Origin of the sequence: Desulfobotulus sp., assembly GCF_034006065.1 — a bacterium.
In the GTDB taxonomy this organism is placed as follows: domain Bacteria; phylum Desulfobacterota; class Desulfobacteria; order Desulfobacterales; family ASO4-4; genus Desulfobotulus.
In genome coordinates this window covers 41,282-65,595 of the sequence record NZ_JAVETM010000004.1, presented here as the reverse complement: position 1 = coordinate 65,595, position 24,314 = coordinate 41,282, and the positions used below count along the sequence as shown (strand labels likewise).

Here is a 24,314-nt window from a genome sequence, read left to right as displayed (position 1 = left end):
CCCGTTGCCCATTGTCTTTTAAAGCCCGCTGCTGGACAGTGAGGAGATTTTTCCGGGCTTGCGTCCCTTTTCCCCTGGGGCATCCCTTGTCAGAGGGGAAGAACCCCGGATGCCGCCGTGCGGGCGGTATGCACAGCCGTGTCCTTTTTTCTGGGACCCCAGGTTTTGTCGGGCAAAGGTAAAAAATCTATGAAAGCGTTTGCTATGAAAGGGAAAAAAAGATGAAATCCTTTTTTCATCCATGCCGCCGGGAGGGGATCTCCTGGTTTCTGCTCTTTGTTCTTCTGGTTTCAGGTTTTGCGGTCCAGAGGGTGGGGGCCCAGGTGCAGCTGGGGCTCGAAATTCCCGAAGGAGCGCCCGTGATCCGGTTGCAGAGCGTTTTTCAGGATCCTTCGATCTATGACGGAAAAGTGCTTGTCATGAAAGGTTTTGTGGCCAGTCAGTGCCCGGCCTTGTGTGATTTCACCTTCAGAGATGGCGTCCATACGGCTACCATTTTCTCCCAGGGATTCAAGTTCCCCAAACTTCAGCGGGGCAAGGCCATAACCGTTTATGCACAGGTGATCACGGGAAAAGAGCGTGTGGTTTTTTCCGCCTTGGGCCTGAAGATGGAATAGGAGGGAAGCCATGTCTTTTATCGAGGTCGCCCTCTGCAATCTTCGCCGCAATCCCGTGCGGAGCCTGCTCACAGGTCTCAGTCTTGCCGTGTCCGCCGCAACCCTCACCCTGGTCCTCTCTCTGGATAAGGGTTATTCCACTGCGGTGACCCAGGAGCTTGTCCACAGTACGGGCGTGCATCTGTATGTCACCAAGGAAGGCTGCCCCATTGAAGCCGCATCCGTCGTTGCCCATGGCGGGCTCAGTCCCGTTTATGTGGACGAAGACATCGTTGCAGGACTTGGAGCCCTGCCGGAGGTGGATGCGGTGATGCCCTTCAAACTTTTTTCCCTTACTGCGGAGGACGGCGCACGCACGGATATCTTCATGGGGATCACGGATGCCGTGGAAAGGGTGAAACCCGACTGGCGGTACGCTTCCGGCGGCTGGTTTGAGGGAATGGATTCGGTGATTCTGGGCGCAGAGCTGGCGCGTATGCAGCATGCGCGGGTGGGAAGCCCCATCCATCTGGATTTTTTTGACAGAACCTTTGAGGTGGCGGGCATTCTCCATCCCACCTATGGTCAGGAGGACAGCACTTTTTTTCTGCCCCTGGCCACAGCCCAGCAACTGGTGGGGCGGGAAGGAAAACTTTCCGCTGTGGCGGTGAAGCTGGCGGATATCACGGCCATGGATGTGGTGCGTAACCGCATTCTCGCCTCCATGCCAGCGGATTATTTTGTCATCGGTTCAAGGGAGCTCAGTGACGGCATTCTTCGTTTTTTCAGCGCCACCCGCGCCATCATGTTTGTCATGGTGGGGGTGGCCTTTCTCATTTCCGTGTTTGGCGTTGTCAATACCATGCTCATGGCTGTGCTGGAACGCCGACGGGAGATGGCCTACCTGAAATGCATTGGCGCTGGCCGTTATGATCTTTTCCGTCTTATCTCCCTTGAAACCCTTGCCATTGCGCTCATGGGCAGCGGCCTTGGGGCTCTTTTGGGCATGGCGCTGAGCCCTGTGTCCGGAAAGCTGATGCGGACCATGCTTGTGGCTTATGTACCCACAGGCCCCATTGCCCGGCCGGATCCTGGCATCGCCCTGATGGCCTTTGGTCTGTGTACCCTGGTGGGGCTGATCTGTTCTCTGTACCCCGCCTTCCGCGCGGCCCGTATTGTTCCCATGGAGGTCCTGAGAAATGAGTGAGGAAGCCATCATCCGCCTGGAACATGTGTGCAGGCAATACCGTCGCGGTTCAGAAACCGTTCATGCTCTCAAGGATATTTCCTTTTCCCTCTTCCCAGGGGACTTTGTGGCTGTGGTGGGGCCTTCGGGTTCGGGAAAAACCACATTGATGAACCTCATGGGCTGCCTGGATAGGCCTTCCGGGGGGCGGATTCTGGTGCATGGCCGGGAGGTGCAGGAAGAGAGCGAAGCGGGCCTCACCCGCCTGCGGCGAACTGTCATTGGTTTTGTCTTTCAGCAGTTTTTTCTGATTCCCACCCTCAATGTGCTGGAAAATGTGGCCCTTCCTTCCCTGTTCACCGGAAAAAAACAAAGGGAAAGAGCCTTGAACCTGCTTGAAAAGGTGGGGCTGAGCCAGAGGCTTTACCATCTGCCAGGTCAACTTTCAGGGGGAGAGATGCAGCGGGTGGCCATTGCCCGCAGCCTGATTAACGGGCCTTCTATCCTCCTGGCGGATGAGCCCACGGGTAACCTTGATTCCCGCAATGCGGAGAGGATTCTGGAGCTTTTTGAAAGACTGAATGAAGAGGGGATGACCCTTGTGATGGTCACCCATAATGCCGATCTTGTGAAGCAGTGCAAGGCAGTGGTGCGGATTGAAGACGGAGCCATGGTCCAGGCCTGAGAAGCCGTTCAGCCGTTTTTGCCGTCGGAAGCCAAAGGCGCGCCCATGACACGGATCTGGGCTTTGCGCTCAATGGGTTGCCTGCCTTCCCGGAAAATCCGCACTTGGATTTCATGATTTCCGGGAGTTAAGGGCCAGAGTGTCTCCGGGTGGTCATTTTCCTCAAACAGCATGCCATCCACCAGCCAGGCATAACGGGCTTTTTCCCGAACCCCTTCCACGGTCAGGGGAAGGCGCTGATGCTCTTGGGGAATTCTGGGATCCATGGCAAGGAGGAGGCCATCTGTGGGCCTTGCCAGGCGAATGCTCTGATCCCTTTCTTCCTTGTCGGAAGGGAGAGAAACCTGGGGGGGCAGCCATTCGCTGCGCAGAGCCGTGCACTGGTTTTCCGCATTCCATTGGATGCAGACATCCCCCAGCACCAGGGTCTGCGGAGGCGGGAGTCCCTGGGTGGGCTGATTCCGGTTGAGTTCGGCAAAGATGGCGCGCAGGAGAGGGACGGGCCCTGAGGCTCCGGCCAGGCCCTGGGTGGCACTGCGATCGAGATTTCCCATCCAGATCCCCACCGTGTGGCTGTGGTCAAAGCCCATGGCCCAGAGATCCCTGTGATCCGAGCTGGTTCCGGTTTTCACAGCCGTCTGAACGGGAAAGGAAAGAAGAGGGCCGAACTCACGTCTCCTTGCTTCGGGATCGGAAAGAATATGGGCGATGAGCCGGGCCGTGTCGGTCTGAAAAATCTGGGCGGTTCCGGAGGCGGAGGGGAGGGGGAGGGCGAGGAAGCGGAGGGGGAGTTTCCGGCCATCCTGGGCAAGGACGGCATAGGCCTGGGTCAGTTCCAGCAGGGAGACTTCGCCGTTGCCCAGAACGAGACCGTCGCCGTAAAAATCCGGATGGCGATTTAAAGACTGGATGCCACAGCGCTTCAGGGTATTCAGCAGAGCGCCCGTTCCCACATGGCGCACCGTGCGGATGGCGGCGAGGTTGAGGGAGTTGGCCAAGGCATCCCGCAGGGGCAGGGCTCCGTAGGTGTTACGGGAGTAGTTCTGATAATCGTGCAAGCCCCTTCCCACCGGGGTGCTGATCGGAGTATCCGCCAGGATGGTGGCCGCTGTCCATCCGGCTTCCAGGGCCAGGGCATAGGCAAAGGGTTTGAGGGTGGAACCGGGTTGCCTGGGGGTGAGAACGGCGTTGATCCGACCGCCGGGCCTTTCATCCCCGTTACCTGCCACAGCCCAGGCGCGAATTTCTCCGGTTTTGTGATGAAGGACCAGGGCCGCGCCATTGATAAGGCCCTGGTTGCGGAGAAGGTCCACCCGGCTGTCCAGCAGAGCCTGGATTTTTTTCTGGAGGGGGCCGTCCAGAGTGGTGCGCAGGTGAGAAGAGGGGGGCAGGGTTGGGGTATGGTCCCGTACAAAGCGGATGAAAAAGGGAGCGTATACGCTCAGGGCGGGTTTGTGGAGAGTTGCGGGTTTCAGGGCATGGGCCAGGGCCCTTTCCTCCAGGAGGCCCGCCTCGACCATGCGCAGGGCCAGGGCCTGGACACGGATTTCCAGGCGCTGGGGATGACGCTCGGGATGAAGGCCCTGGGGAGCCCTGGGCAGTACGGCGAGGGTGAGGATTTCGTTGGCGCTTAAGGTGGAAAGATCCCGGTCAAAGAGATCCCGGGCGGCCTGCACCACGCCTCTGGAACGGTCAGGATAGGGAACCTGGTTGAGATAAAAGGTGAGAATGTCCGCCTTGGATACTTTTTTTTCAAGGAGATGGGCCTCCACACTTTCCAGAATGCGGGAGCGCAGGGTTCTTGGCCTTGGATGGAGGATGCGCACCACCTGTTCGGTAATGCTGCTTGCACCTCTGATATTTTTCCGGGCTTTGAAATTCTGGAAGAGGGCGTGGGCCACAGCCCGCCAGTCCGTTCCCCGGTGACGGAAGAAACGCTGGTCTTCGGCCATGAGGATGGCCTGGCGCAGGAGCAGGGGAATGGTGTCCAGTTCGGCTGAATCGCTGGTGTTGAGGCTTGTCTCCCGGCTGAGGCTCAGAGTTGTGCCATAGCGGTCCTGAAGCCGGATGCGGTGGTTGTTTTCCACAGGATGGAGGTTGGGTGGCAGGGGTCTGAGGCCTGGGGCAAGCCAAAGTGCTGTCAGGGCAAGAAGGAGGAGAAGGAGACCCAAAAGGACAAGGCGTTTTTTGGTTTTCATGGAAAGGATCCACCGCTGGCGCGATTGGGTGAAAGAAGAAAAGGCCTTCCCTTAAAATAAGGAAGGCCCTTTTGTTTTTTAAGGAAGAAGGGGGACGGAATGGCCTGCCGTTTCAGCCCCGGGCTCTTCCTGCCTGGAGGATTGGATGCTGAGGATGCGATCGCTATCCCGACCCCAGATGTCCGGACGGTACAGGGCCTGGGCGTGGGGGGCGGGCATCTGGAAGTTGCCTTCGGCAATGGCCTGGGCTGTAAAGCGCAGGCGCCAGACTCCGGCGGGAAGTTCTTCGGCAAAGAAACGTACCTGCTGATGGCGCAGTTCCTGGTGGTAGAAGGGCCAGGGACTGCCATGGCGGATGCCTTCAGGCGGATCCGGGATGCGGCCTTCTTCCAGGTCCAGGCTTGTGGCCAGGTGGGGATTCACCGCCTCAAGGCCTGCGGGTAGAGGAATTTCCGCCATGATGAAATGCAGAAGCTGGGTGTTGCGGATATCAAAGGCCAGTTCGACCCGGTCTCCCCTGGAGAGGGTGGGGATTTTACCCTCTTCCACGGGACGGTCGTTGATGTGAAGAATCCGGAAACGGACGTGGATTCCGTTATCCACCGCATCCTTTGCCGTTTGCGTGGCAAAACGCAGGGCCGCGGTGTAGTAGACAGGTCCTCTGCCTTTTTTGTGAATGCGGATTTCCCTGTGGAGACCGGGGTCTTTTTCGTTCATGGGGCGGGTGAAACGTACGGCCGTGTCCCGGATGTCCCGGAATCGGGTGCTGCCTTCAAGGCCCGCGCCATCCCGGACCTCCAGGTCCATGTGAACCTTCCCGGTCTCATAGGTCAGGGCGTACTCTGCTGTGGCCATGGCGGCAAAAAGATTGTCCTGGGTGCCCTGCCAGCGGGCAAGGGCCCCTTGTTTTTCAAGAAGCTCAGCCAAAAGAAGGGCGGGGTAGCCTTTGAGTTCCTTGGGCGCATCGGGCATCTGGGAAAGGCGGATCATGGCCATGAGAACAGCGGCCTGGGTGCGGGTATGGGAACCCATGAGCCAGGGATGGGCAAGGCTTTTTTCATCCTGAACGGCAAGCCCGGAAGCGCTTTTGTGGGTGCGGGCAAGCAGGCTGTTCACCACAGGGGCCAGCTCCGCATAGGGCAGTCCGCTTCTGGCGGCGGCTTCAAGATAAAGGGCCGTTGCAAAGAGACCGTCTGTGGCGGGGTCGGGACGCAACCGCTCGAAAAGCTGGGCGTCGCTGTCCGTCTGCCCGGCCCGGGCCAGGAGAATCATCATGCGTGAGGTGCGATTGAGGATGGGCGTTTGCGTGAGGTCTTTACGCAAAAGGGTATCCAGATACAGGTTGAGTTTCTGATGCACAAGGGGATCCGGCATGAAACCAAAATCCGAAAGCCTTGCAAAAATGAGCGCCGTAAAGGCGGAAAGGAAGGGATTCTCTCCTCCGCCCGCAGCAGGAAAATAGGCCATGGAGCCGTTTTCTCTCTGAAACCGCGTTGCCTGGGCAAGGATTTCCGCAGGCAGTTGTTCAGCTTCTTTCCATGTTACCTCATCGGGGAGGTAGTCCATCATGGAAAGGTAGAGCGCTGCTCCCATGGCCCGGGCAAGCTGCTGTTCCCAGCAGGCATAGGGATAATCCTTTAAAAAGAGAAGGGGTTCCTCCACGGCGGAAATGCGGCTGGGGGAAAGACGGATGCCCAGACCGCCGACATCAGTCCTGGCATCTCTTGCAACCTTCAGGGCAATGATTTCTTCCCGTTCTTCCGTAACGCCGGAAAGGGCCTGGGTTTCCAGGAAAACAGGATCCTCTATGGTCAGGGTATGAGCCATGGCATCGCCATCCAGGTCATCCTTTGCAGAAACTTCCATGCGCAGGAGTCCGGCAGAGGAGGCATTGAGGGGTAAGGAGAAGATGCGGCGCTCCCAAGGGGCGAGGGGCGCTGTGAAGTGTTGCGTTTCCGGAGGCAGATTTTCCGTTTTTACCTGTGCCCGGATTTCAATCTCCCTTGCCTTTTCCGTGCGGTTGAATACGGAGAAGGCCGCCTGGGCCTGGTCGCCTTTGCGCAGGAAGTTGGGCATGACGGGCCGGATTTCCGTGGGGCGGTTGACACGGAAAAGGGCATGGCCCGTACCCATACGTTCCCCAGGGGTGACGGCCATGGCCAGGACTTCCCAGCCGGTGAGATTATCGGGTGCGCTGAAGGAAACACGAATCTTTCCCTCTTTGTCAGGAAGGAGGGAGGGATTCCAGTAGGCCACACCCCGGAAATTTTCCCTGGGTCGCAGGCCGCCGCCATCCCCGGCCGGTGTGGCGCCTTTGGCGTCCAGGCGCTGCATGCCGAGAAGACGTGTCAGCAGGGCATAGGTTTCAAGGTCCATGGCGGACACGGGAGTGTAAAGGCCCGTGTGGGGATCAAAGTGTTTTCTGCCCTGGGGCAGAAGATCAAAGATGGCGCTGTCAAGAACGGCAACGCAGAGTTCGGTTTTTCCATAAAGATTTCCGGGAAGGGAAAGATCCAGGGTGACCTGTTCTCCGGGCTTATAGCTTTCCTTTTCCGTTTTTACCTGGATGGGGATGCGCTGATCCGGTGCGGTGACCGTAAGGCGCAGATACCCGCTGCGGAAGGCGGGTTTACCCAGATCCGGTCCTTCTTCCGGTATGCGGGCCTCTCCCACCCTGGGAGAGAGAAGGGAGACGGAAACATAGCATCCCGGCAGGGCCGCAGGTCCGATGGGAAGCTCCAGAATCTGGGCGGCGTCTTCAAGAACCCGGACTTCGTGGCTGAGAATGCCGTAACGTTCCACCGTAATGAGGGCGGTTGCGCCGGGGAAGGGATTTTTTACGAGAATGCGGGCCGTATCCCCCACCCTGAGGGTGTCCTTTTCCGGTATCAGTTCGAGCCGCTGATCCTCCTCATTCTCCCATACCACGGCTCCCTTGCCCGCCACCCACACGGGAAGGCGGGTCTTATGGATGCGCTGGGCCTTGTCCCGGATTTCCACGGTTACCCGCCAGAGGCCGGGCGTGTCCGGTACAAAGACGCCATCCACAGGCTCTTTTCCTGACAGAATCCGGGTGGAAGCCACCTGTTTCCATTGGATGCTGTGCCGGGGTGTGTAGGCATTGCCTGCACCTTTGGCCCGGACCACGGAGACTTCCTGGCGCTCGGCGGTGAAATGGATGGGAACTCCGGGAATGACGCGGCCCTGGGAATCCGCCACCACCAGCCGGAATTCGGCGGCTCTGCCCGCCTGCTGCATCCAGTTGAGGGCCCGTATGCCCACCAGCCTGTCCCGACCCTCAAAGGGAATGCTCCGGGTGGCGCTGACGGATTTTCCCCGCTCATCGCTGACTGCGGCTTCCATCATGAGAAGGCCAAAGGCCAGGTCTGTTTCAGGAATCTGGACGGAAAGACTGGCCTTACCGTGCGCGTCAAGCTTTCTGCCCATATCCGCAAGGGGGATGTCGGGAATCTCCTCCTTGCCGCTCAGACTGTCAAAGTAAAAGTCTTTCAGGGTGGGGTTGGCGGGGCTGAAGGGCTGGGGCCGGATATGGCTGCGGATACGCACCGGCGCATCGGTATACGCACCGCCTGCGTGGAGCTGGGCTGCGGCTTTGAGTTGGACGGTCTCACCGGGTTTTGTCTGCTTTGCCGATATTTCCGCGGAAGTGCGGAAGGGCGCTGTTGAAAAATCGGTAACCATGACGGAAAGGGGCGTGAAGATCCGGGGGTTGTCCTTGTGGGAAAGCAGGAAGCGGTAGCGGCCCACGGCCCCGTCCTCGGGAATGACAACGGATCCGTGTACGGCACCGAAAGCGGACAGTACAAGGTTTTCCTGGATGAAAATTTCCTGATCCCTGGGATCCACAAGTTTCAGGGTCCAGCCGGAAAGGGGCGGTGGAATCAGTCCCGTGAGATCCTGGTTGCGGACGTAGAGCTTCCAGTCCATGGTTTCGCCTGTGCGATAAATTCCCTGGGGGGTCAGACCCCAGGCGCGGATGTGGCCCAGGGGGGCTTCCGCACTGGAATCTACGGGAGGATTGGCCAGCCGCCAGGGATGGACGACAAAACGCCAGTCCAGAGGAAAGAGGACGAGATCTGCGGCCAGACGGGCTTCCAGGAACCACAGGGGCTTGTCTTCCCGGTACTCTCCCCGGCCTGCGATGCGCTGTTCCGGATCCAGGGCTGCGGTGCCGGGCAGAAGGGCGATTCCATGGCTGTTGGTGAGGGCTTCGGCAATGTTTTTTTCTTCAAGCTGGAGTCCTTCATCCCGGCCTTCCCGGATCCGGATCCGGACGTTGGAAACAGGCAGGCCCGTGGTCAGGTCTGTGACCCACACGAGGCTGTTGAAATGGCCGATTTTGGCCACCACCTGCCAGGGCGATACGATGGCAAGAAAACGACCTGCCCCCTCCCAGGTATCCACCTGGGGGCGGGTGGTGATCTCACCGCTTATCACGCCGCTTTCCGGTATGAGGGGCCGGATGCCCGCCGCAAGGGTGCGGGGGCTGTTTTCCGGAAGCCGGAGTGCCTGGGGGCCGGAATCCACATCCCGCAGGCCCTGGCCGTCCAGCACGGTTCCCAGGATACGGAAATTTTCAATATTGGTGAGGGCCAGGGGCAGTTCGGAGGGGATGTTTTTTTCCAGCACCGCCGTGTTGTTGGGCAAGTAAAAGGCGGGCTTCATGTGGTCGGTGGTGAAATGGGCGACACGGGTCCGGTCCACTTTCCGGCCAAAGGCGTCGGAAAGGGTCCCATGGACGGTGATGGCATAGGCTTTCACAGGAAGAGGTGCTGTAGGCAGGGAGAGACTGTAGGTATCTCCCTTGCTGTGCGGCGTCTGGGTGGGATCAAAGTCGTAATATCCCTCCCAGGGGGGAGCCAGGGTGAGGGCGGGTTCGAAACGGATATGTGCTGCGGCGTCCCTGATGCGTACGGGGCTTGTGAAGACCAGCTCCATATAACTTTCCGGATCCGCGGGAGCGATGGATTGCTGGGCACCTTGTTCCGCAGGGAGAGCCGGGGCAAGAAGGGTCTGACCTTCGCGGGTGGTATACCGGATTCCCAGGAAACGGGGGGCGGGAAAGGTGGCAAAGGTACGCAGCTCCGGCGCTTCAAGGCCGGTCAGGGATCCTGAGGGGGTTTGAAGTCCAGACCTTGCCATAAGGACGACCTGGCGATCCTGGGGAAGGGGCTGGGCGGGTTGAATTTCCCAGCGGGTGGCGATGTCCGGGTCGGGATTTTCCCCTGAGGCCTGGGCGGTGACGGGGTAAAGGGTCTGATCCACGCGGAAAGCCAGTGCTTCCATGAGGGATTGCCGGGTGAGGGGCAGGTTGGCGTGGATTTCAAAAACCGGCGTTCTGGCGTCCAGCCAGTTCCGGAAAAAGGCATGCTCAATGCGGGGCCTTGGGGTGGCGAAATGGTGGTCCCGGAGTGCGGGCACAGGCGTGCCATCCAGAGCCACAAGGCCTGGCTCCACCTCAAGAGTGTACAGGGTGGCGGGTGAAAGCGCTGTTTCGGGGTCGGGCCGGAAACTTAAGGTCTGGGGATCGGTCCAGCGCCACTGGCCCTGAATGGCTGGGGATATGCGTACGGGAACATCCGCAGGGGCAGCCTGGCCCAGGGGAATCATGGGACGGTCAAACTCCAGGCGGATCCGCTGATCCGTTGGCGCTTCCTCGCCCTGGGGGACAATGCGCAGGAGGGGACTGGCGGAAGCGAGGGAGGAACAGAGAAAAAAAAGGAGGAAAAAAAGGAGGGCAGGTACTCGGGTATACATGGGGCAAATCCTCACAGCACGGGGAAGGGTGGATGCAAAAGGGGCTTAACGAACCTTATATAACACAGGGCCGTGGGGATTCAAGAAAAACAGGGGAATCTTTATGGCAGGGGGAGGCAGGCTCGGCTTAAAGGAGAAAGGGGGCTTATTTTTTAAGGATCTTTGGGGAGCAATGCTTGCCCGGCCTGCCCGGAAGGTGTTAAGAATCATGGATCAAGGATGCATCCCCAGTATGAAGAAGGCGCTTTAGGGCCTGGCCTTGGGTTGCTTTTGCCGATCCGGTGGGAATCAGAGGGCCCTTTCCTTTCGGATCGAAAGATCAAGGGTCCTGGATGGAAGGTTGCGATGAAACGATGGATTTTTCCCCTGGTCCTGACCATGGCCTTTGTGTTTTCCTGTACACGGGACGGAGGCGTGCCCGCATGGCGGCTTGAGCCCCTGCCCTATGCCTATGACGCCCTGGAGCCTTACATGGATCGGCAGACCATGGCCCTGCATTACGATGGACATCACCGCGCGTATTTTGAGAACCTGGTGGCTGCGGTGAAAGGCACGCCCCTTGCCAGAAAAAGCCTTGAGGAAATTCTGGGGCAGGCGAGCCGTCTGCCGGAGGTGGTGCGCAACAATGCGGGTGGACATTATAATCACGCCCTGTTCTGGAGGATTCTCTCTCCGGAAGGCGGAGGGCTTCCCCAGGGAGATTTGGCCTTGAGGATTGACGCGGCCTTTGGTTCCTTTAGCGCATTTCAGGAAGCCTTCAACCAGGCAGCGCTTTCACGTTTTGGGAGTGGCTGGGCCTGGCTCTGTGTGGCCAGTGATGGCTCCCTTTTTGTGACGTCCACGCCCAACCAGGACAATCCCCTGATGGATACGGTTGAAAGGCGCGGTTTTCCCATTCTGGCCCTGGATGTCTGGGAACACGCCTATTATCTGCAATATCAGAATCGCAGGGCACGCTACGTGGATGCGTTCTGGCATGTGGTGAACTGGGAGGAGGCGGCTTTGCGGTTGGCTCAGGCATCGGCCCGGTGAGAGCAAGGACGGTTTTGGGGTGTGGCGGGTAAAAGAACCTGAAACAAGGAACCATGGCCGGGGGGGCTTTCCACGAAAAGAGCGCCTCCATGGCCATGGACAATGCCCAGCACGGCCGCCAGTCCCAGACCGCGGCCCATGGCCTTTGTGGTGAAAAAGGGTTCAAACAGCCGGTCCCTGTTCTCGGGTGCAATGCCACAGCCTGTGTCTTCCACCACGAGATAGACAAACCGGCCGGGTCTGGGTTTTTCCATGACCTGACTTTGGCTCAGAAAATCCGCATCACAGAAACGACTGCCTGTGCGGATGGTGAGGGTCCCCTGGGCTTCTTCCATGGCTTCGGATGCATTGGTGGTGAGGTTGATGAAGACCTGCTGTAATTGTCCGGGATCCGCCATAGTCCAGAGTTCTTTCTGGCAAAGATCCAGGGTGAGGGTCCGCCCCTTGGCGATCACAGCCTGGAGCATGGGGCTGTTTTCACGGATAAAGGCGTTGAGTTCAATGGGCTGTACCATGAAGTGCCCTTTTCCGGAGTATGCCAGAATCTGGCGGGTGAGGTTCGCTGCCCTTTGCACAGCTTCCTTGGCCTGGGCCATATGAATGTAGGGAGGCGATGTGCTGTCCCGGATGGCGGCCATGGCCAGTTCCAGGTTGCCTTGAATGATCATGAGCAGGTTGTTGAAGTCGTGGGCAATGCCACCGGCGAGTACGCCAAGACTTTCAAGCTTCTGCGAATGGAGGAAACGACGCTCCATTTCGAGGCGCAGTGCCTGTTTCTGTCTTGTCTGGGTCATGTCTACGATAAAGCCCCGCAGTCCGCAGGCGCGGTCATGGATGCGGATGGGCGAAGTGTGCAGCTGGGCGGGAAAGGTTTCCCCCACCTTGGACTGGGCCCGGAATTCAAGGGGAGGGAGCTGTTCGTCACGGAAGATTTTCAAGGTGTAATCAAAAATCAGATTGTGTTCTTCCTGCACAGCAAAGTCCATGAGGCGGAGTCCCGAATCCATTTCCGCCTGGGTGTAGCCGAAGCGGACAAGGGTGTTACGATTCGCATAAGTGAGTTTTGCGCTTAGATCCGCCTCAAATACGCTTTCCGGGAGGGTGTCCGCAAGGGTTCTGAACCGTTCTTCACTGAGACGTAAGGCCTGTTCCCGCAGGGCAATGGCCTGGGCCATATCAAGAACCCCCCGGCGGAGTACCTGCAATTCATGGAAAGGCAGGTCGGCAGACCGGGGGATCGTCTGCATGGCCTCCGGATCTTGCCGTTCCAGCCTGTCCATGGCCTGGGCAAAAAGGGCCAGGGGCCGGGATACTTCCCGATCCAGATTCTGTTTGAGCATCCAGACCGTTGTGACGAGCAGGAGGAGCAGGAGAAGCATGAGGGCTCCCAGCACGGTGAAAACGGGAAAAAACTGCTTGCGGGCGTTCCAGGCCGTAAAAACCACCCATTGCCCGTCTCTGACCGGAGCCGTACTGAACAGGTAAGGGAGACCGTCTAACGGGTGAATGCCGAGAAATCCCGTCTCTCCTTCCAGCCCCAGGCGCACCGGCCTCAGACTGCCAAGATTGGTCTGCTGATCCACAAGGGTTCTGTCCGGATGGGCCACCAGGGTGCCGTAACGATCTGTTACGAAAATCAAGGATCCCGCCTCCATCTGACCCAGACCTGCAATGAAGTTCTGGAGGCTGAGGAGGTTCAGTTCGCCCACCACCATGCGTTGGTCTACCACATTGCTGAAGAGACTGACGGTGATCTGGTCGCTGAGGGGTGCAAGGTAAGGGGAAGAGATATGGAGCGCTGCGGTGTTCGGGCTGCGTTGTCGCATGGAAATGAGACGGGAGTAGTCTTTGAGAAGGCCCAGCGGTGGAAAGGTCTTCAGAACTTCGCCCTGTTCCGTGAGCAGGAGGATGCGCTCCAGAGAGTCGGTGCTTCTGAGGTATTCGGCGGCGAGGGCCGGGAAAACGGACATGGGAGCGGTTTCTGCCAGCAGGTTAACGATTTCTGCGGAAAAGGCGAGGTAGGTAGCGACATATTCGGAGATGGCAAGGGTCTGGAGATGCTGTTCCCTCTGGATGCCCAACCAGCGCTGCCAGCCCAGAAGGGCGCCGATGCCCAGGATGAGCAGCACTGCGGGCAGAAGCAGGCGCCAGGCCAGGTAACGGCGGAGGAGGTTACTGAGGGCGGGAGGACTCATGGGGCTGGCTCCAGCAGGATCTGACGAATGGACTCAAAGCGTCCTTCCTGCACCTCCAGGATGTAAATGGGGCTTAGGGTATCCCCGAAGGCGTCCAGGGAAATGGGCCAGTGCAGACCAGGATAGTCCTGAGTATGGGTGAGGGCCTGGGGAAGTCCCTCCCGTTTTCCCCGTGTTTTTTCCAGGGCCAGTGCGAGAATATGCATGGCGTCATAGGCATATTCCGCAGCAAAGGAGGGCAGATGACCGAAACGGTCAAAATAGCGCTGCAAAAACATCTGGTATTGGGGGCTTGGGTTTTCACGGAAGGTGTGGGCGGCAAAAATGACCGTTTCCACGGTTTTTCCCCCTGCTGTGAGAAGATCCTCTGTCATGGCCCAGTTGGAGCTGAGCAGGGGAAGGGATAGGTTGCGGGCATGCAGGGTCTGGGCAAGGGCAGCGGCATCCCTTGCCGAAAGAATGACAAGCAGGGCCTGGGGTTTTATCTGGCTGAGTTCCCTGGCCAGGCCTTCCCAGTCCGGCGTTTCTGCGGGAGAAATGGTTTTTTCAAGGTGCAGGGTTCCGCCCAGGGCCTGAAATTCCTTCATGAAAAAATGGTGAAAGGGCTCGGAAAAGGCTTTGTTCCTTAAATCCCGGACGGTTCCCAGGTGAAGAAAACCTTTTTCCAGGACCGCATGGCGGGCCAGGGCCATGGCCACCTTGTCCGTTGCGGGCTGAACCCGGAAAAAAAAGTCTTTGATGCCGCTTAATTCCGGTGTGGAGGTGGTGGGGCTGAGGAGTACCATTTCTGCCTGCTGGATGAGGGGGAGTGCGGCCACGGACTGGGCGCTGGTCATGTGGCCGATGATGGCGGCGACCTTTGCCTGGATCAGCTCCCTGTCCGCCTGGATCGCACCGTCACTGGACCCTTTGTCATCCCGGATCACCAGTTCCAGACGACGACCGGCCACCCCGCCTTTCTGATTGATTTCCTCCAGAGCCAGCTGAACGCCGTTGCGTCCATGCACCCCCAGATCCGCGTAGGGGCCAGTGAGGGTTCCTGAAAATCCGATGCGGATGGGCGGTTTTTCGCAGGCGCAGAGCAGGAGACTGGCGAGGCCCACTACAAACCATGAAAATGAGATTCCTTTGGCCATGGCGCACCTTTTTTTTCTTCAGGAAACCTTGTCCGCAGGGAGAGAGGTTGCGGGTGTCTTCCTGATGGAGGGAAAACGAAACTGCCAGTTCAGGAGACCTCCGGTGCAGAAGAGGGAAGCGTCAAGAGAACCGTGGCGTTTCGGGTTTATTACCGGGTGAAATAAGGAAGGGATTCGGGTCATTTGAGCATTGAAGACAAGGTATCCCACAAGGATTGGCTGTGTCAAGGTTGCTGTCGGTGGTGGCGTGGGGGGGCGGTCAGTCCGGTTTTTTGGACCAGGGGGTTCGCCCTTTGTGTGTGCATTGCAGAGTCTGTGATGCTGGACAAATTGCCCTTCTTGCAGGTATATGGATCTTGCAACGCAAAAAAAGGAGGCCGCAATGACCGTAAGACAAGACCGCAAGATCGTGGATCTGGCCCTGCAGGGCGGCGGCGCCCATGGCGCTCTCACCTGGGGGGTATTGGATCGGCTGCTGGAGGATGAGAGAATCGAGATTGCCACCCTGAGCGGTACCAGTGCAGGGGCCATGAATGCCGTTGTGGTGGCAGAAGGCCTGGATTGCGCGGGCCGAAGAGGGGCGCGGGAAGCCTTGGCGGATTTCTGGAAAGCCGTGAGTGACGCAGCTCTGTTTTCCCCCATCCAGCGCAGTCTCTGGGACCGCATGACCAACAGTTATGCCCTGGACCGCTCCTTCAGCTATCTTTTTTTCGAACACCTGACCCGCCAGTTTTCTCCCTACGAGCTGAACCCCATGAACATCAACCCGCTGCGGGATCTGGTGGCTTCCAGGGTCAATTTTGACCACGTCAACCACTGTACCGACATCCGGGTTTTTGTAACGGCCACCAATGTGCGCACCGGCAGGGGCCGGACCTTCACCCAGCCGGAACTTTCCGTGGATACGGTGATGGCCTCGGCCTGTCTGCCCTTTCTGTTCCAGGCCGTTGAAATTGACGGGGAAGCCTACTGGGACGGGGGCTACATCGGGAACCCGGCCCTGCATCCTCTGGTGGAGGATACGGCCACAAGGGATCTCATTGTGGTGCAGATCAATCCCCTGGTCCGGGATACCCTTCCGAGGACGGGCCGGGAGATTGTCAACCGTATCAACGAAATCACCTTCAACGCCAGCCTCATCAAGGATTTGAGGGCCATTGAGCTTCTGCACCAGGTCATTGCCTCGGAAAAACTGGAATCCGAACGTTACCGGGATATTTTTGTGCACCTCATCCATGCCCATGAGGATCTGAGGGGTATGGAGGCATCGAGCAAGATGAACGCGGAATGGGCTTATCTTGTGCATCTGAAGGATCGGGGCAGGGCCTGGGCGGATCGTTTTCTGACCCGCCATTATGCGGATCTCGGGGTACGCTCCACCTTTGACCTGAAAAGCCTTTTTACAGACAGCTTCAGACCGCCGGAGGTGGAGGACACCTCGGCTCAGAAAAAGAAAGGGGTGTAAGGGCCATGCTGGGGATTTCTGTTATTCTCATCACCTTGGGACTGTTGATCTACCTTGCCTATCGTGGCATCAGTCTTCTGATTCTGGCTCCGGCCCTGGCATGCTTTGCCGTTCTTGCCAGTCTGGAGGGTCGGGTGCTTGCAAGCTATACCCAGATTTTCATGGGCGCCACCGCGGGATTCATTGCTCTTTATTTTCCCGTTTTTCTTCTGGGCGCTGTCTTTGGCAAGCTCATGGAGGATTCGGGCAGTGCTGAGGTGCTGGCCAACGGCATCATTGCGAAGCTGGGATCAGGCCGGGCCATTCTCGCCGTGGTGCTTTCCTGCGCTGTGATGACCTATGGCGGGGTATCCCTCTTTGTGGTGGCCTTTGCCGTGTACCCCATCGCTGCGGCCCTTTTTCGCCGGGCGGACATTCCCAAACGGCTCATTCCCGCCACCATCGCCCTCGGAGCCTTCACCTTCACCATGACGGCCCTGCCGGGAACACCCGCCATCCAGAATGCCATTCCCATGCCCTATTTCGGCACCTCTCCCTTTGCCGCACCGGGACTTGGTCTGATCACGGCCTTTGTGATGTTTGTCCTGGGCATGGTCTGGCTTCAGTATCGCGCCCGTAAACTTGCGGCCGACGGGTACGGCGATCACAGGGACAGGGAATTCACGCCGGATAAGGATCTGAGGGAAAGGGCCGCCTGCGAGGGTTTTGACCTGATGGAGCTGCCGGTGGAAAAAAAGCCGCCTGCGCCGCCTTCCTTTTTCATTGCTGTGCTGCCCCTGGTGCTGGTGATTGGTGCGAACCTCATTTTCACCGCCCTGGTTTTTCCCCGCATGGACACCGATTACCTCTCCCTGCCCCTTTACGGGGAAACCAGCATTGACAAGGTGAGGGGGATCTGGTCGGTCATTGCGGCCCTAGTCCTTTCCCTTGGGGTGCTGGCAGTGGCCAATCTGAAACGCCTGCCTGGGCTCAAACAGTCCATGGACAGCGGGGCCAATGCCTCCCTTCAGCCCATTTTCAATACGGCAAGCCTTGTGGGGTTCGGTGCTGTGATTGCTTCTCTGGGCGCATTTCTGGTGATCCGCGACGGTGTGGTGGGCCTTGGCGGAGAGAATCCTCTGATCTCCCTTGCCATATCCGTGAACATTCTTGCCGGTATGACAGGGTCGGCCTCGGGCGGCATGAGTATCGCCCTTTCCACCCTGGGGGATGCCTATGTGCAGATGGCAGCGGTCCATGGCATCAGTCCGGATCTTCTGCACCGTGTGACGGCCGTGGCCACGGGCGGGCTGGATACCCTGCCCCATAACGGTGCGGTGATCACCCTTTTGGCCATCACGGGTCTTACGCATAAGGAATCCTATTTTGATCTGGCCATGACGGCCATGCTTGCACCTTTTTTGGCTCTGATCGTGCTGATCACCCTGGGAACCCTTTTTGGCAGTTTTTAGGGGGATTTTCGCTGCAAAGCCATGGGGTTTTGTTTTTTTGAGTATGCAGGGGGCGGTTATCAAACCGTCCCCTGTATTTTGGAAGAAAATATGCTAAAGCTCTTGCACCTGTGACGATGGCCTTTTTTTGGGTATGCCCTTTCCGGGATGCCTTAGAGAAAAGAGGCCATCTTTTTCCCATGACTTCTCAAGACTAAGAGGAGATCCGATGGCCTCCCCCATTCGTATCATGCCCTGCCTTGACATGCAGAACGGCCGTGTGGTCAAGGGCGTTCATTTTGTAAACATCCAGGACGCGGGCGATCCTGTGGCCTGCGCCAGAGCCTACTGTGAAAGCGGGGCGGACGAGCTGGCCCTTCTTGACATCACCGCCACCGTGGAAGGCAGAAAGACCATGCTGGATGTGGTCAGCCGGGTGGCTGCAGTCACCACCGTACCCTTTACCGTGGGGGGCGGCATTGCGGATCCCGGGGCTGCGGAGGCCGTGCTGAAAGCCGGAGCCGATAAAATTTCCGTGAGCAGTGCGGCCTTCAAAAACCCCGGTCTCATCCCGGATCTCATCCGGGCCATTGGCGGAGACCGGCTCACCGTAGCCATTGACGTGGATCTGAATCCTTCCATGGCTTCAGGGTATGAGGTCTATATTGATGGGGGCCGCACGGCCACAGGCTGGGATGCGGTGGAGTGGGCCAAAAGAGTGGACGGCTACGGTGTTCCTGTGATCCTGCCCACCAGCAAGGCCGGGGACGGGGCGAAAACGGGCTATGATCTGCCCGTGATCCGGGCCATCCGGGCGGCGGTATCCGCTCAGGTGGTGGCTTCCGGCGGTGCGGGAACCCTGGAGCATTTCCATGAGGCGGTTGTCGCGGGAGCGGACATTCTTCTGGCCGCCTCGGTCTTTCACTTCGGTATGATCCGCATTCCGGACCTGAAAGCCTACCTCCGGGAAAAGGGTGTGAATCTGGCCTGAGGTGGATTTTTTTAAGACGAGGGGGAGGGGAGAGGATGCAGGAAAGCGCCTTTTTAGAGATGGCCGCCATTCTCAGTCTGGCCACCCTGGCGGGCATGGTGGGCCAGAAGCTGCGTCAGCCGCTGATCATCATGTTTCTTGCCACCGGAATTCTGGCAGGCCCCTCCTTTCTTGGCATTATCCACAGCTACGAGCAGATTGCGCTTCTGGCGGAGATCGGGATTGCGGTTTTGCTTTTTATTGTGGGACTCAAGCTGGATCTTTCCCTGATCCGAACCACAGGACCTGTGGCCCTGGCCACAGGTCTCGGGCAGATTGTCTTCACCTCCATCATCGGCTACGGCCTTGCCCTTCTCCTCGGCATGAACCCCCTCAATGCGGCCTATGTGGCCGTGGCCCTCACCTTTTCCAGCACCATCATCATTGTCAAGCTTCTCTCCGATAAAAAAGAGATCGACTCCCTCCACGGGCAGATTGCCATCGGTTTTCTCATTGTTCAGGACATTGCAGCCATCCTCGCCCTGGTGGGGCTGACCACCTTCGGCGCTTCCGTGGCCGGGGGAAAGGCGGCTTATGGGGAAACCCTTTTCATTGTGGTGAAGGGCATGGCATTTCTGGGGCTTGTGGCCCTTTTAATGAAAAGCGTCCTTCCTCCTCTGGTGAAGCGCCTTGCCCATTCCCTGGAGCTTCTCACCCTTTTTGCCATAGCCTGGGCCGTTTTTCTGGGGGCTGCCAGCGATCTTCTGGGTTTCAGCAAGGAAGTGGGAGCCTTTCTTGCGGGGGTCTCGCTGGCGCCCACGGAGTATCGGGATTCCATCGGAGCCCGTCTGACCACCCTTCGGGATTTTCTTCTGCTCTTTTTCTTCATTGATCTCGGCGCGCGGCTGGAGTGGTCCGCCGTGGGTTCCCAGCTGGGGTCCGCCATGGTTTTTTCCGTTTTCGTGCTCATCGGCAACCCCCTCATTGTGCTGATCATCATGGGGTATATGGGCTATCGTCGCCGCACGAGTTTCCTGGCCGGTCTCACCGTGGCCCAGATCAGCGAGTTCTCCCTGATTGTGGCAGCTCTGGGTTTCAGCCTCGGGCATATCAGTGCAGAGGCCGTGGGGCTGATCACCCTGGTTGGTGTGGTCACCATTTTTATTTCCACGTACATGATTCTGTATTCCAGCTCCCTCTATCATTTTCTCTCGGAACCCTTGAGAGTTTTTGAGCGCCGCCATCCCCACCGGGAAGCAGCCATTGACTCTTCCGGTGAAAAGGAAACCCTGGATGTGATCCTGGTGGGGCTTGGCAATTATGGCAGCGGGCTTGCCGCCTACCTTTTGCGGCGGAACAAGGAGATTCTGGGGGTTGACTTTGACCCCGCCACCCTGGATCGCTGGCGGGAAAAGGGAATGGCCGTACTTTACGGGGATGTGGCGGATCCGGACATGCACGAGCACCTGCCGCTTCAGAAAACACGCTGGGTGATCAGCACGGTGCGCTCCCGTGAGATGAACCTCGCCCTGGCCCACCATCTGAAGGAGGCGGGCTTCCATGGGAGACTGGCCCTCACCGCCACCAGCGAAGAGGAGGCCCTTGCCTTTGAAGCCGCCGGAGCCCATCTGATCTTCAGGCCTTTCATGGATGCGACGGAACAGGCCGCCGACGCCCTGGCCTATGCCATGGATTTTCTGCCGGAAAACATCGACTGGCCCATCTCCTTTCTTGAGGTGCGGATTCGCTCCGATGCGTCCTCCGCAGGCCAGCGTATCCGGAACATTCCCCTTCGTACCCTGACCGGCGTTTCCATCCTGGCCGTGAGCCGGGGAGGGGGAATGCACTACGATCCAGGCCCGGATTTCCGGATTTTTCCCGGAGACCGTCTGCTGGTCATGGGACCTCCCGGTGGTCTGAAGGATGCGGAACGGGTACTGAATCAGATGGAAGTTCAGAAAGGAGCCGGTATGAAGGACCGCTTTGAGATCGCGGAAGTTCCGGTGGCGGAAGATTCTCCTCTCTCCGGGAAAAGCCTGGGAGATATCCGTTTTCGCCAGGAATACGGAGCGACCCTGGTGGGCATCCGCAGAAAAGGGGAGCGGATTACCGTCATTCATCCGGGAGAGCGTCTTTTGGGCGGGGACTGTCTCATTGTCATTGGTGTTGCTTCTGCCATCGGGAAGCTGAAAAACCTGAAAGTGCTTTAGGCTGAGATGGTATGGAAAAGGTTCTTTTTTGAACTGGATGATCCGGAGGAAAAGATGAAAGGCAATGGATTTCGTCAGGGTGTGAAAAATGCGTCCCTCTCCACCTCCCCCCTCTTGTACGCGGTGGATGAGAATCCGCCGGAGTGGATGAGTGCGCTGCTGGGGTTGCAGATGGTGGTGCTTGTTCTGGCTCCCATCGCTGTGACGCCCATTGTGGTGGCTCGCATGGCGGGCATTGATCCCGGAGAATACGGGTGGATCATTTTCGCATCCCTCCTTGCCAGCGGCATCGGCACCCTGATACAGGTCCGACGTTTCGGCGTTGTGGGCTCAGGCTATTTTCTGGTCATCGGTTCTTCCGGTTCTTTTATCGCCTGCGGTCTGGCCGCGGCCCAGATGGGCGGCATGGCCCTTGTGGCCACCATGGCAGTGTTGACCGCACCCTTGCAACTGGCCTTTGCCTGGTTTCTGGGCCCCATGCGTCGCATCATCACGCCGCTGGTGGGCGGGGTGGTGATTATGCTCATTGTGGTGAGTGTCCTGGGCATCTCCCTTGATATGATGACCAATGCCCGTTCTTCGGCACCCCCGCTGTACAGTTTCTGGGTTTCGGCTGCCACCCTTGCGGTGATTCTCGGCGTGGCGGTGTTCGGCAACAGGCATTTGCGGCTCTGGAGTCTGGTCATCGGTCTGCTGGCGGGCAGTCTTGTGGCTGCGGGGCTGGGACTTACGGATTTTTCCGCTGTGGGACAGCGTCCCTGGCTGGGGCTTCCCCAGGGGCAGTGGCAGGGTTTTGCCCTGGATTTCAGGCCGGAATGGGTCGCCCTTTACCTGGCCTTTGCCATGGTGACCATTGTGGGTGCGGTGGAAACCCTGGGGGATGGCATGGCCATCCAGAAGATTTCCGAGCGTAATTTCCGCAAAGTGGATTATGAGCGGGTGCAGGGTGCCATGTATGCCGATGGGGTGGCCAATGCCGTGGCAGGGGCCTTAGGAACCCTTCCCAATACCACCTACTCCAACGCCATTGCCGCAGTTCAGCTCACGGGTGTGGCGTCGAGAAAAGTAGGATTCTATGTGGCTTTTTTTCTGGGACTTCTGGCTTTTTCCCCGAAAATTTCCGCCCTCCTCACAGCGATTCCTTCGCCCGTGGTGGGTGCTTTTCTTTTTGTTCTCCTTGCCATGCTTTTTGTGACAGGCATTCAGCTTGCCGCCTCCGAAGGTCTCAACTATGAAAGCGGGGTGATCATCGGTGTCTCTTTCTGGATGGGATATGTGTTCCAGAACAAACTCTTTTTCGCCGATCTCATGCCCGCCTGGCTGGGGCCTTTTTTCAACAACGGCATAGCCGCAGGCGGACTTTTCGCCATTCTTCTGAGCCTTCTTTTTCAGATGAAGCCCGTGGGCAGGGCCCGTCGTATCTTTTACCGTCAGGCGGCAGCCATCACGGAGCTTCAGGATTTCATCCATGAATACGCCGCAGCCCGCAGGATTCCCGCACAGATGCTCCAGCATCTGTATCTCACCACAGAAGAGCTCTTTATGCATCTGTGCAGCTCCAAAGCCTTCAAAGGCTCCCATCTTCAGATAATCCTGCATTTTTCAGAGGGCAGGGCGCATGTGGAGTTTGTGGATACCTCTGATCTGGAGGACCTGGACTTTGCGGTGGAGGCGGTAGGAAAGGGGGAGCCGTCCATGGATCCCGATCTGCTGGGTCTCAGGATTCTGGGTCGCTTTGCCTCAGGGCTGCGGCATCTGCGCATCGGTGGGGTGAATTATATCACCTACCATCTGGCTGTGGACTGAGTTTTCTCACCGATACCGCATCCCTCTTATTTTTCTTGGAGTGCTTCCATGATTCCCTTTGACAATACCTATGCCCGCCTGCCTTCGCATTTTTATGTCCGTCAGAACCCCATACCCGTGAAAGCTCCGAGGCTCCTTAAGCTGAATGCGGAGCTTCTCGAAAGCCTTGGCCTTTCCGCCACGCTTTTTTCCGAAGAGACCTGGGCTGCCATTTTTGCGGGCAACCGGGTTCCCCAGGGGGCGGAGCCTCTGGCCATGGCCTATGCGGGACATCAGTTCGGCCATTTTGTTCCAAGTCTTGGGGATGGCCGTGCCCTTCTTCTGGGGGAGGTGCTGGACAGGAACGGAATCCGCAGGGACATTCATCTCAAGGGGGCAGGGCGAACCGCCTTTTCCCGCAACGGGGATGGTCGTTGTCCCTTAGGTCCTGCCCTGAGGGAATACCTGATCAGCGAAGCCTTTCACGGGTTGGGCATCCCGGCCACCCGATCCCTGGCCGTGGTACACACGGGAGAGACGGTTCTGCGGGAAGTCCCCCTTCCCGGTGCGGTGCTGACCCGGGTGGCCTCGGGCCATGTGCGGGTGGGAACCTTCGAGTATTTTGCGGCAAGGGGGGATGGGGCTGCCGTCCGTACCCTGTCCCATTATGTGATCCATCGGTTTTTTCCGGATCTTGAGGGAAGTCCTTCCCCCGTACCTGCCCTGTTTGAAAGAGTGCTGGATTGTCAGGCAGACCTTGTGGCCCGCTGGATGCATGTGGGTTTCATCCATGGCGTGATGAACACGGACAACTGTGCCCTCTCCGGAGAAACCATGGACTTTGGCCCTTGCGCCTTTATGGACAACTATCATCCGGATCGGGTGTTCAGTTCCATTGACTCAAGAGGCCGCTATGCCTATGCCAACCAACCGCGCATTGTCCACTGGAACCTTGCCCGTTTTGCGGAAACCCTGCTTTCCCCTGATGACGGGGGACTCTTTGAGGAACTCAATGCTTTGCTTCAGGATTTTCCCCGGCGCTTTGAGGCTTACTGGCTTTCCGGTATGCGCAGAAAGCTTGGATTTTTTACGGAAGAGCCAGGAGACGCAGGGCTTGTTCAGGATCTTTTCCGGTGCATGGAGGCTCATGGGGCGGATTTTACCCTGGCGTTCCGTCTCCTCTCGGATCTTGCAGGGGGTTTTCTGGAGGATTCGGTCTTTGTTGCCCTTTTTGAGAATTCTGAGGCCTGCCGTGCCTGGCTTGCACACTGGCGGCGACGTCTTGGACGGGAAGGGATGGAGGCACGGGCGCTGGGGATGGAGATGCGCAGGGTGAATCCTGCGGTGATTCCCAGAAACCATCGGGTGGAAGCGGCCCTGCGTGCGGCTGAAAAAGGGGATATGACACCCTTTGAGGATCTGCTTTGTGTGCTTCGCCATCCCTTTGAGGTGGTGGAGGGGTTTGAAAACCATGCCCTGCCTCCGGAGCCGGGAGAGAGGGTGTTAAAGACCTTCTGCGGGACTTGAGTCTGGCCTTATCCTTTTTCATGCTTGGCAAACCCTGGGTTTTTCACTACTGTGAAATGAAAAATCCGTGTTGATTTTCCATCTCTCGAGGTGTTCAATCGTAAACGACATCATTCAAGGA

At 58.2% G+C, this 24,314-nt stretch carries 14 protein-coding genes; 10 read left to right on the top strand and 4 right to left on the bottom strand.

What is annotated here, in order from left to right; all coding sequences use genetic code 11:
• Positions 1-221: 221 nt before the first annotated feature.
• From RBR60_RS03285 to RBR60_RS03275, 3 genes are read left to right on the top strand one after another with little or no spacing between them, the layout of a single operon-like run.
• Entirely contained in the window at positions 222-617 is a 396-nt protein-coding gene (locus RBR60_RS03285) for a hypothetical protein (protein ID WP_320354421.1), read from the top strand.
• Positions 618-627: 10 nt separating this feature from the next.
• Positions 628-1,803: an ABC transporter permease gene (locus RBR60_RS03280; RefSeq protein WP_320354420.1), complete on the top strand. Its 1,176-nt coding sequence runs from the start codon at positions 628-630 to the stop codon at positions 1,801-1,803.
• On the top strand, positions 1,796-2,467 hold the full coding sequence (locus tag RBR60_RS03275; RefSeq protein ID WP_320354419.1) for an ABC transporter ATP-binding protein: 672 nt from the start codon (positions 1,796-1,798) through the stop codon (positions 2,465-2,467). Before RBR60_RS03280 ends, RBR60_RS03275 begins: the two co-directional genes overlap by 8 nt.
• 8 nt (positions 2,468-2,475) lie before the next feature.
• On the opposite strand, the gene RBR60_RS03270 is transcribed toward RBR60_RS03275, so the two are convergent.
• Together RBR60_RS03270 and RBR60_RS03265 are read right to left on the bottom strand one after the other, a co-directional pair.
• Positions 2,476-4,665, bottom strand: coding sequence for a transglycosylase domain-containing protein (locus tag RBR60_RS03270; RefSeq protein ID WP_320354418.1), 2,190 nt, complete (start codon positions 4,663-4,665; stop codon positions 2,476-2,478).
• A 78-nt stretch (positions 4,666-4,743) separates the two neighbouring features.
• Positions 4,744-10,443, bottom strand: coding sequence for an alpha-2-macroglobulin family protein (locus RBR60_RS03265; RefSeq protein ID WP_320354415.1), 5,700 nt, complete (start codon positions 10,441-10,443; stop codon positions 4,744-4,746).
• Positions 10,444-10,788: 345 nt separating this feature from the next.
• On the opposite strand from RBR60_RS03265, the gene RBR60_RS03260 reads away from it, so the two are divergent.
• Complete coding sequence (locus RBR60_RS03260; protein ID WP_413815445.1) at positions 10,789-11,475, top strand: superoxide dismutase; 687 nt, start codon at positions 10,789-10,791, stop codon at positions 11,473-11,475.
• Here the strand turns inward: RBR60_RS03260 and RBR60_RS03255 are convergent.
• The gene (locus RBR60_RS03255; protein ID WP_320354413.1) at positions 11,457-13,670 is read right to left on the bottom strand and encodes an ATP-binding protein; all 2,214 of its coding nucleotides are present in this window, start codon (positions 13,668-13,670) and stop codon (positions 11,457-11,459) included. The genes RBR60_RS03260 and RBR60_RS03255 overlap by 19 nt on opposite strands.
• The gene (locus RBR60_RS03250; RefSeq protein WP_320354411.1) at positions 13,667-14,806 is read right to left on the bottom strand and encodes an ABC transporter substrate-binding protein; all 1,140 of its coding nucleotides are present in this window, start codon (positions 14,804-14,806) and stop codon (positions 13,667-13,669) included. The genes RBR60_RS03255 and RBR60_RS03250 overlap by 4 nt, the downstream gene beginning before the upstream one ends.
• Before the next feature lie 382 nt (positions 14,807-15,188).
• On the opposite strand from RBR60_RS03250, the gene RBR60_RS03245 reads away from it, so the two are divergent.
• The 6 genes from RBR60_RS03245 (at position 15,189) to RBR60_RS03220 (ending at position 24,193) form a co-directional block, all read left to right on the top strand.
• Positions 15,189-16,271, top strand: a complete 1,083-nt coding sequence (locus RBR60_RS03245; protein ID WP_320354410.1) for a patatin-like phospholipase family protein — start codon at positions 15,189-15,191, stop codon at positions 16,269-16,271.
• A gap of 5 nt (positions 16,272-16,276) precedes the next feature.
• Entirely contained in the window at positions 16,277-17,722 is a 1,446-nt protein-coding gene (locus RBR60_RS03240) for a GntP family permease (RefSeq protein ID WP_320354408.1), read from the top strand.
• Between the two features lie 208 nt (positions 17,723-17,930).
• Positions 17,931-18,692: an imidazole glycerol phosphate synthase cyclase subunit gene (locus RBR60_RS03235; RefSeq protein ID WP_320354407.1), complete on the top strand. Its 762-nt coding sequence runs from the start codon at positions 17,931-17,933 to the stop codon at positions 18,690-18,692.
• 35 nt (positions 18,693-18,727) lie between these two features.
• On the top strand, positions 18,728-20,881 hold the full coding sequence (locus RBR60_RS03230; RefSeq protein WP_320354406.1) for a cation:proton antiporter: 2,154 nt from the start codon (positions 18,728-18,730) through the stop codon (positions 20,879-20,881).
• A 54-nt stretch (positions 20,882-20,935) separates the two neighbouring features.
• Positions 20,936-22,687, top strand: a complete 1,752-nt coding sequence (locus tag RBR60_RS03225; RefSeq protein ID WP_320354404.1) for a uracil-xanthine permease family protein — start codon at positions 20,936-20,938, stop codon at positions 22,685-22,687.
• Positions 22,688-22,735: 48 nt separating this feature from the next.
• Positions 22,736-24,193: a protein adenylyltransferase SelO gene (locus RBR60_RS03220; protein ID WP_320354402.1), complete on the top strand. Its 1,458-nt coding sequence runs from the start codon at positions 22,736-22,738 to the stop codon at positions 24,191-24,193.
• Positions 24,194-24,314: the final 121 nt, after the last annotated feature.

Coding starts and splice junctions, on each gene's coding strand:
- RBR60_RS03220 (WP_320354402.1), top strand. CDS start 22,736: ATGATTCCCTTTGACAATACCTATGCCCGCCTGCCTTCGCATTTTTAT.
- RBR60_RS03285 (WP_320354421.1), top strand. CDS start 222: ATGAAATCCTTTTTTCATCCATGCCGCCGGGAGGGGATCTCCTGGTTT.
- RBR60_RS03230 (WP_320354406.1), top strand. CDS start 18,728: ATGCAGGAAAGCGCCTTTTTAGAGATGGCCGCCATTCTCAGTCTGGCC.
- RBR60_RS03235 (WP_320354407.1), top strand. CDS start 17,931: ATGGCCTCCCCCATTCGTATCATGCCCTGCCTTGACATGCAGAACGGC.
- RBR60_RS03265 (WP_320354415.1), bottom strand. CDS start 10,443: ATGTATACCCGAGTACCTGCCCTCCTTTTTTTCCTCCTTTTTTTTCTC.
- RBR60_RS03240 (WP_320354408.1), top strand. CDS start 16,277: ATGCTGGGGATTTCTGTTATTCTCATCACCTTGGGACTGTTGATCTAC.
- RBR60_RS03245 (WP_320354410.1), top strand. CDS start 15,189: ATGACCGTAAGACAAGACCGCAAGATCGTGGATCTGGCCCTGCAGGGC.
- RBR60_RS03250 (WP_320354411.1), bottom strand. CDS start 14,806: ATGGCCAAAGGAATCTCATTTTCATGGTTTGTAGTGGGCCTCGCCAGT.
- RBR60_RS03280 (WP_320354420.1), top strand. CDS start 628: ATGTCTTTTATCGAGGTCGCCCTCTGCAATCTTCGCCGCAATCCCGTG.
- RBR60_RS03270 (WP_320354418.1), bottom strand. CDS start 4,665: ATGAAAACCAAAAAACGCCTTGTCCTTTTGGGTCTCCTTCTCCTCCTT.
- RBR60_RS03275 (WP_320354419.1), top strand. CDS start 1,796: ATGAGTGAGGAAGCCATCATCCGCCTGGAACATGTGTGCAGGCAATAC.
- RBR60_RS03260 (WP_413815445.1), top strand. CDS start 10,789: ATGAAACGATGGATTTTTCCCCTGGTCCTGACCATGGCCTTTGTGTTT.
- RBR60_RS03225 (WP_320354404.1), top strand. CDS start 20,936: ATGAAAGGCAATGGATTTCGTCAGGGTGTGAAAAATGCGTCCCTCTCC.
- RBR60_RS03255 (WP_320354413.1), bottom strand. CDS start 13,670: ATGAGTCCTCCCGCCCTCAGTAACCTCCTCCGCCGTTACCTGGCCTGG.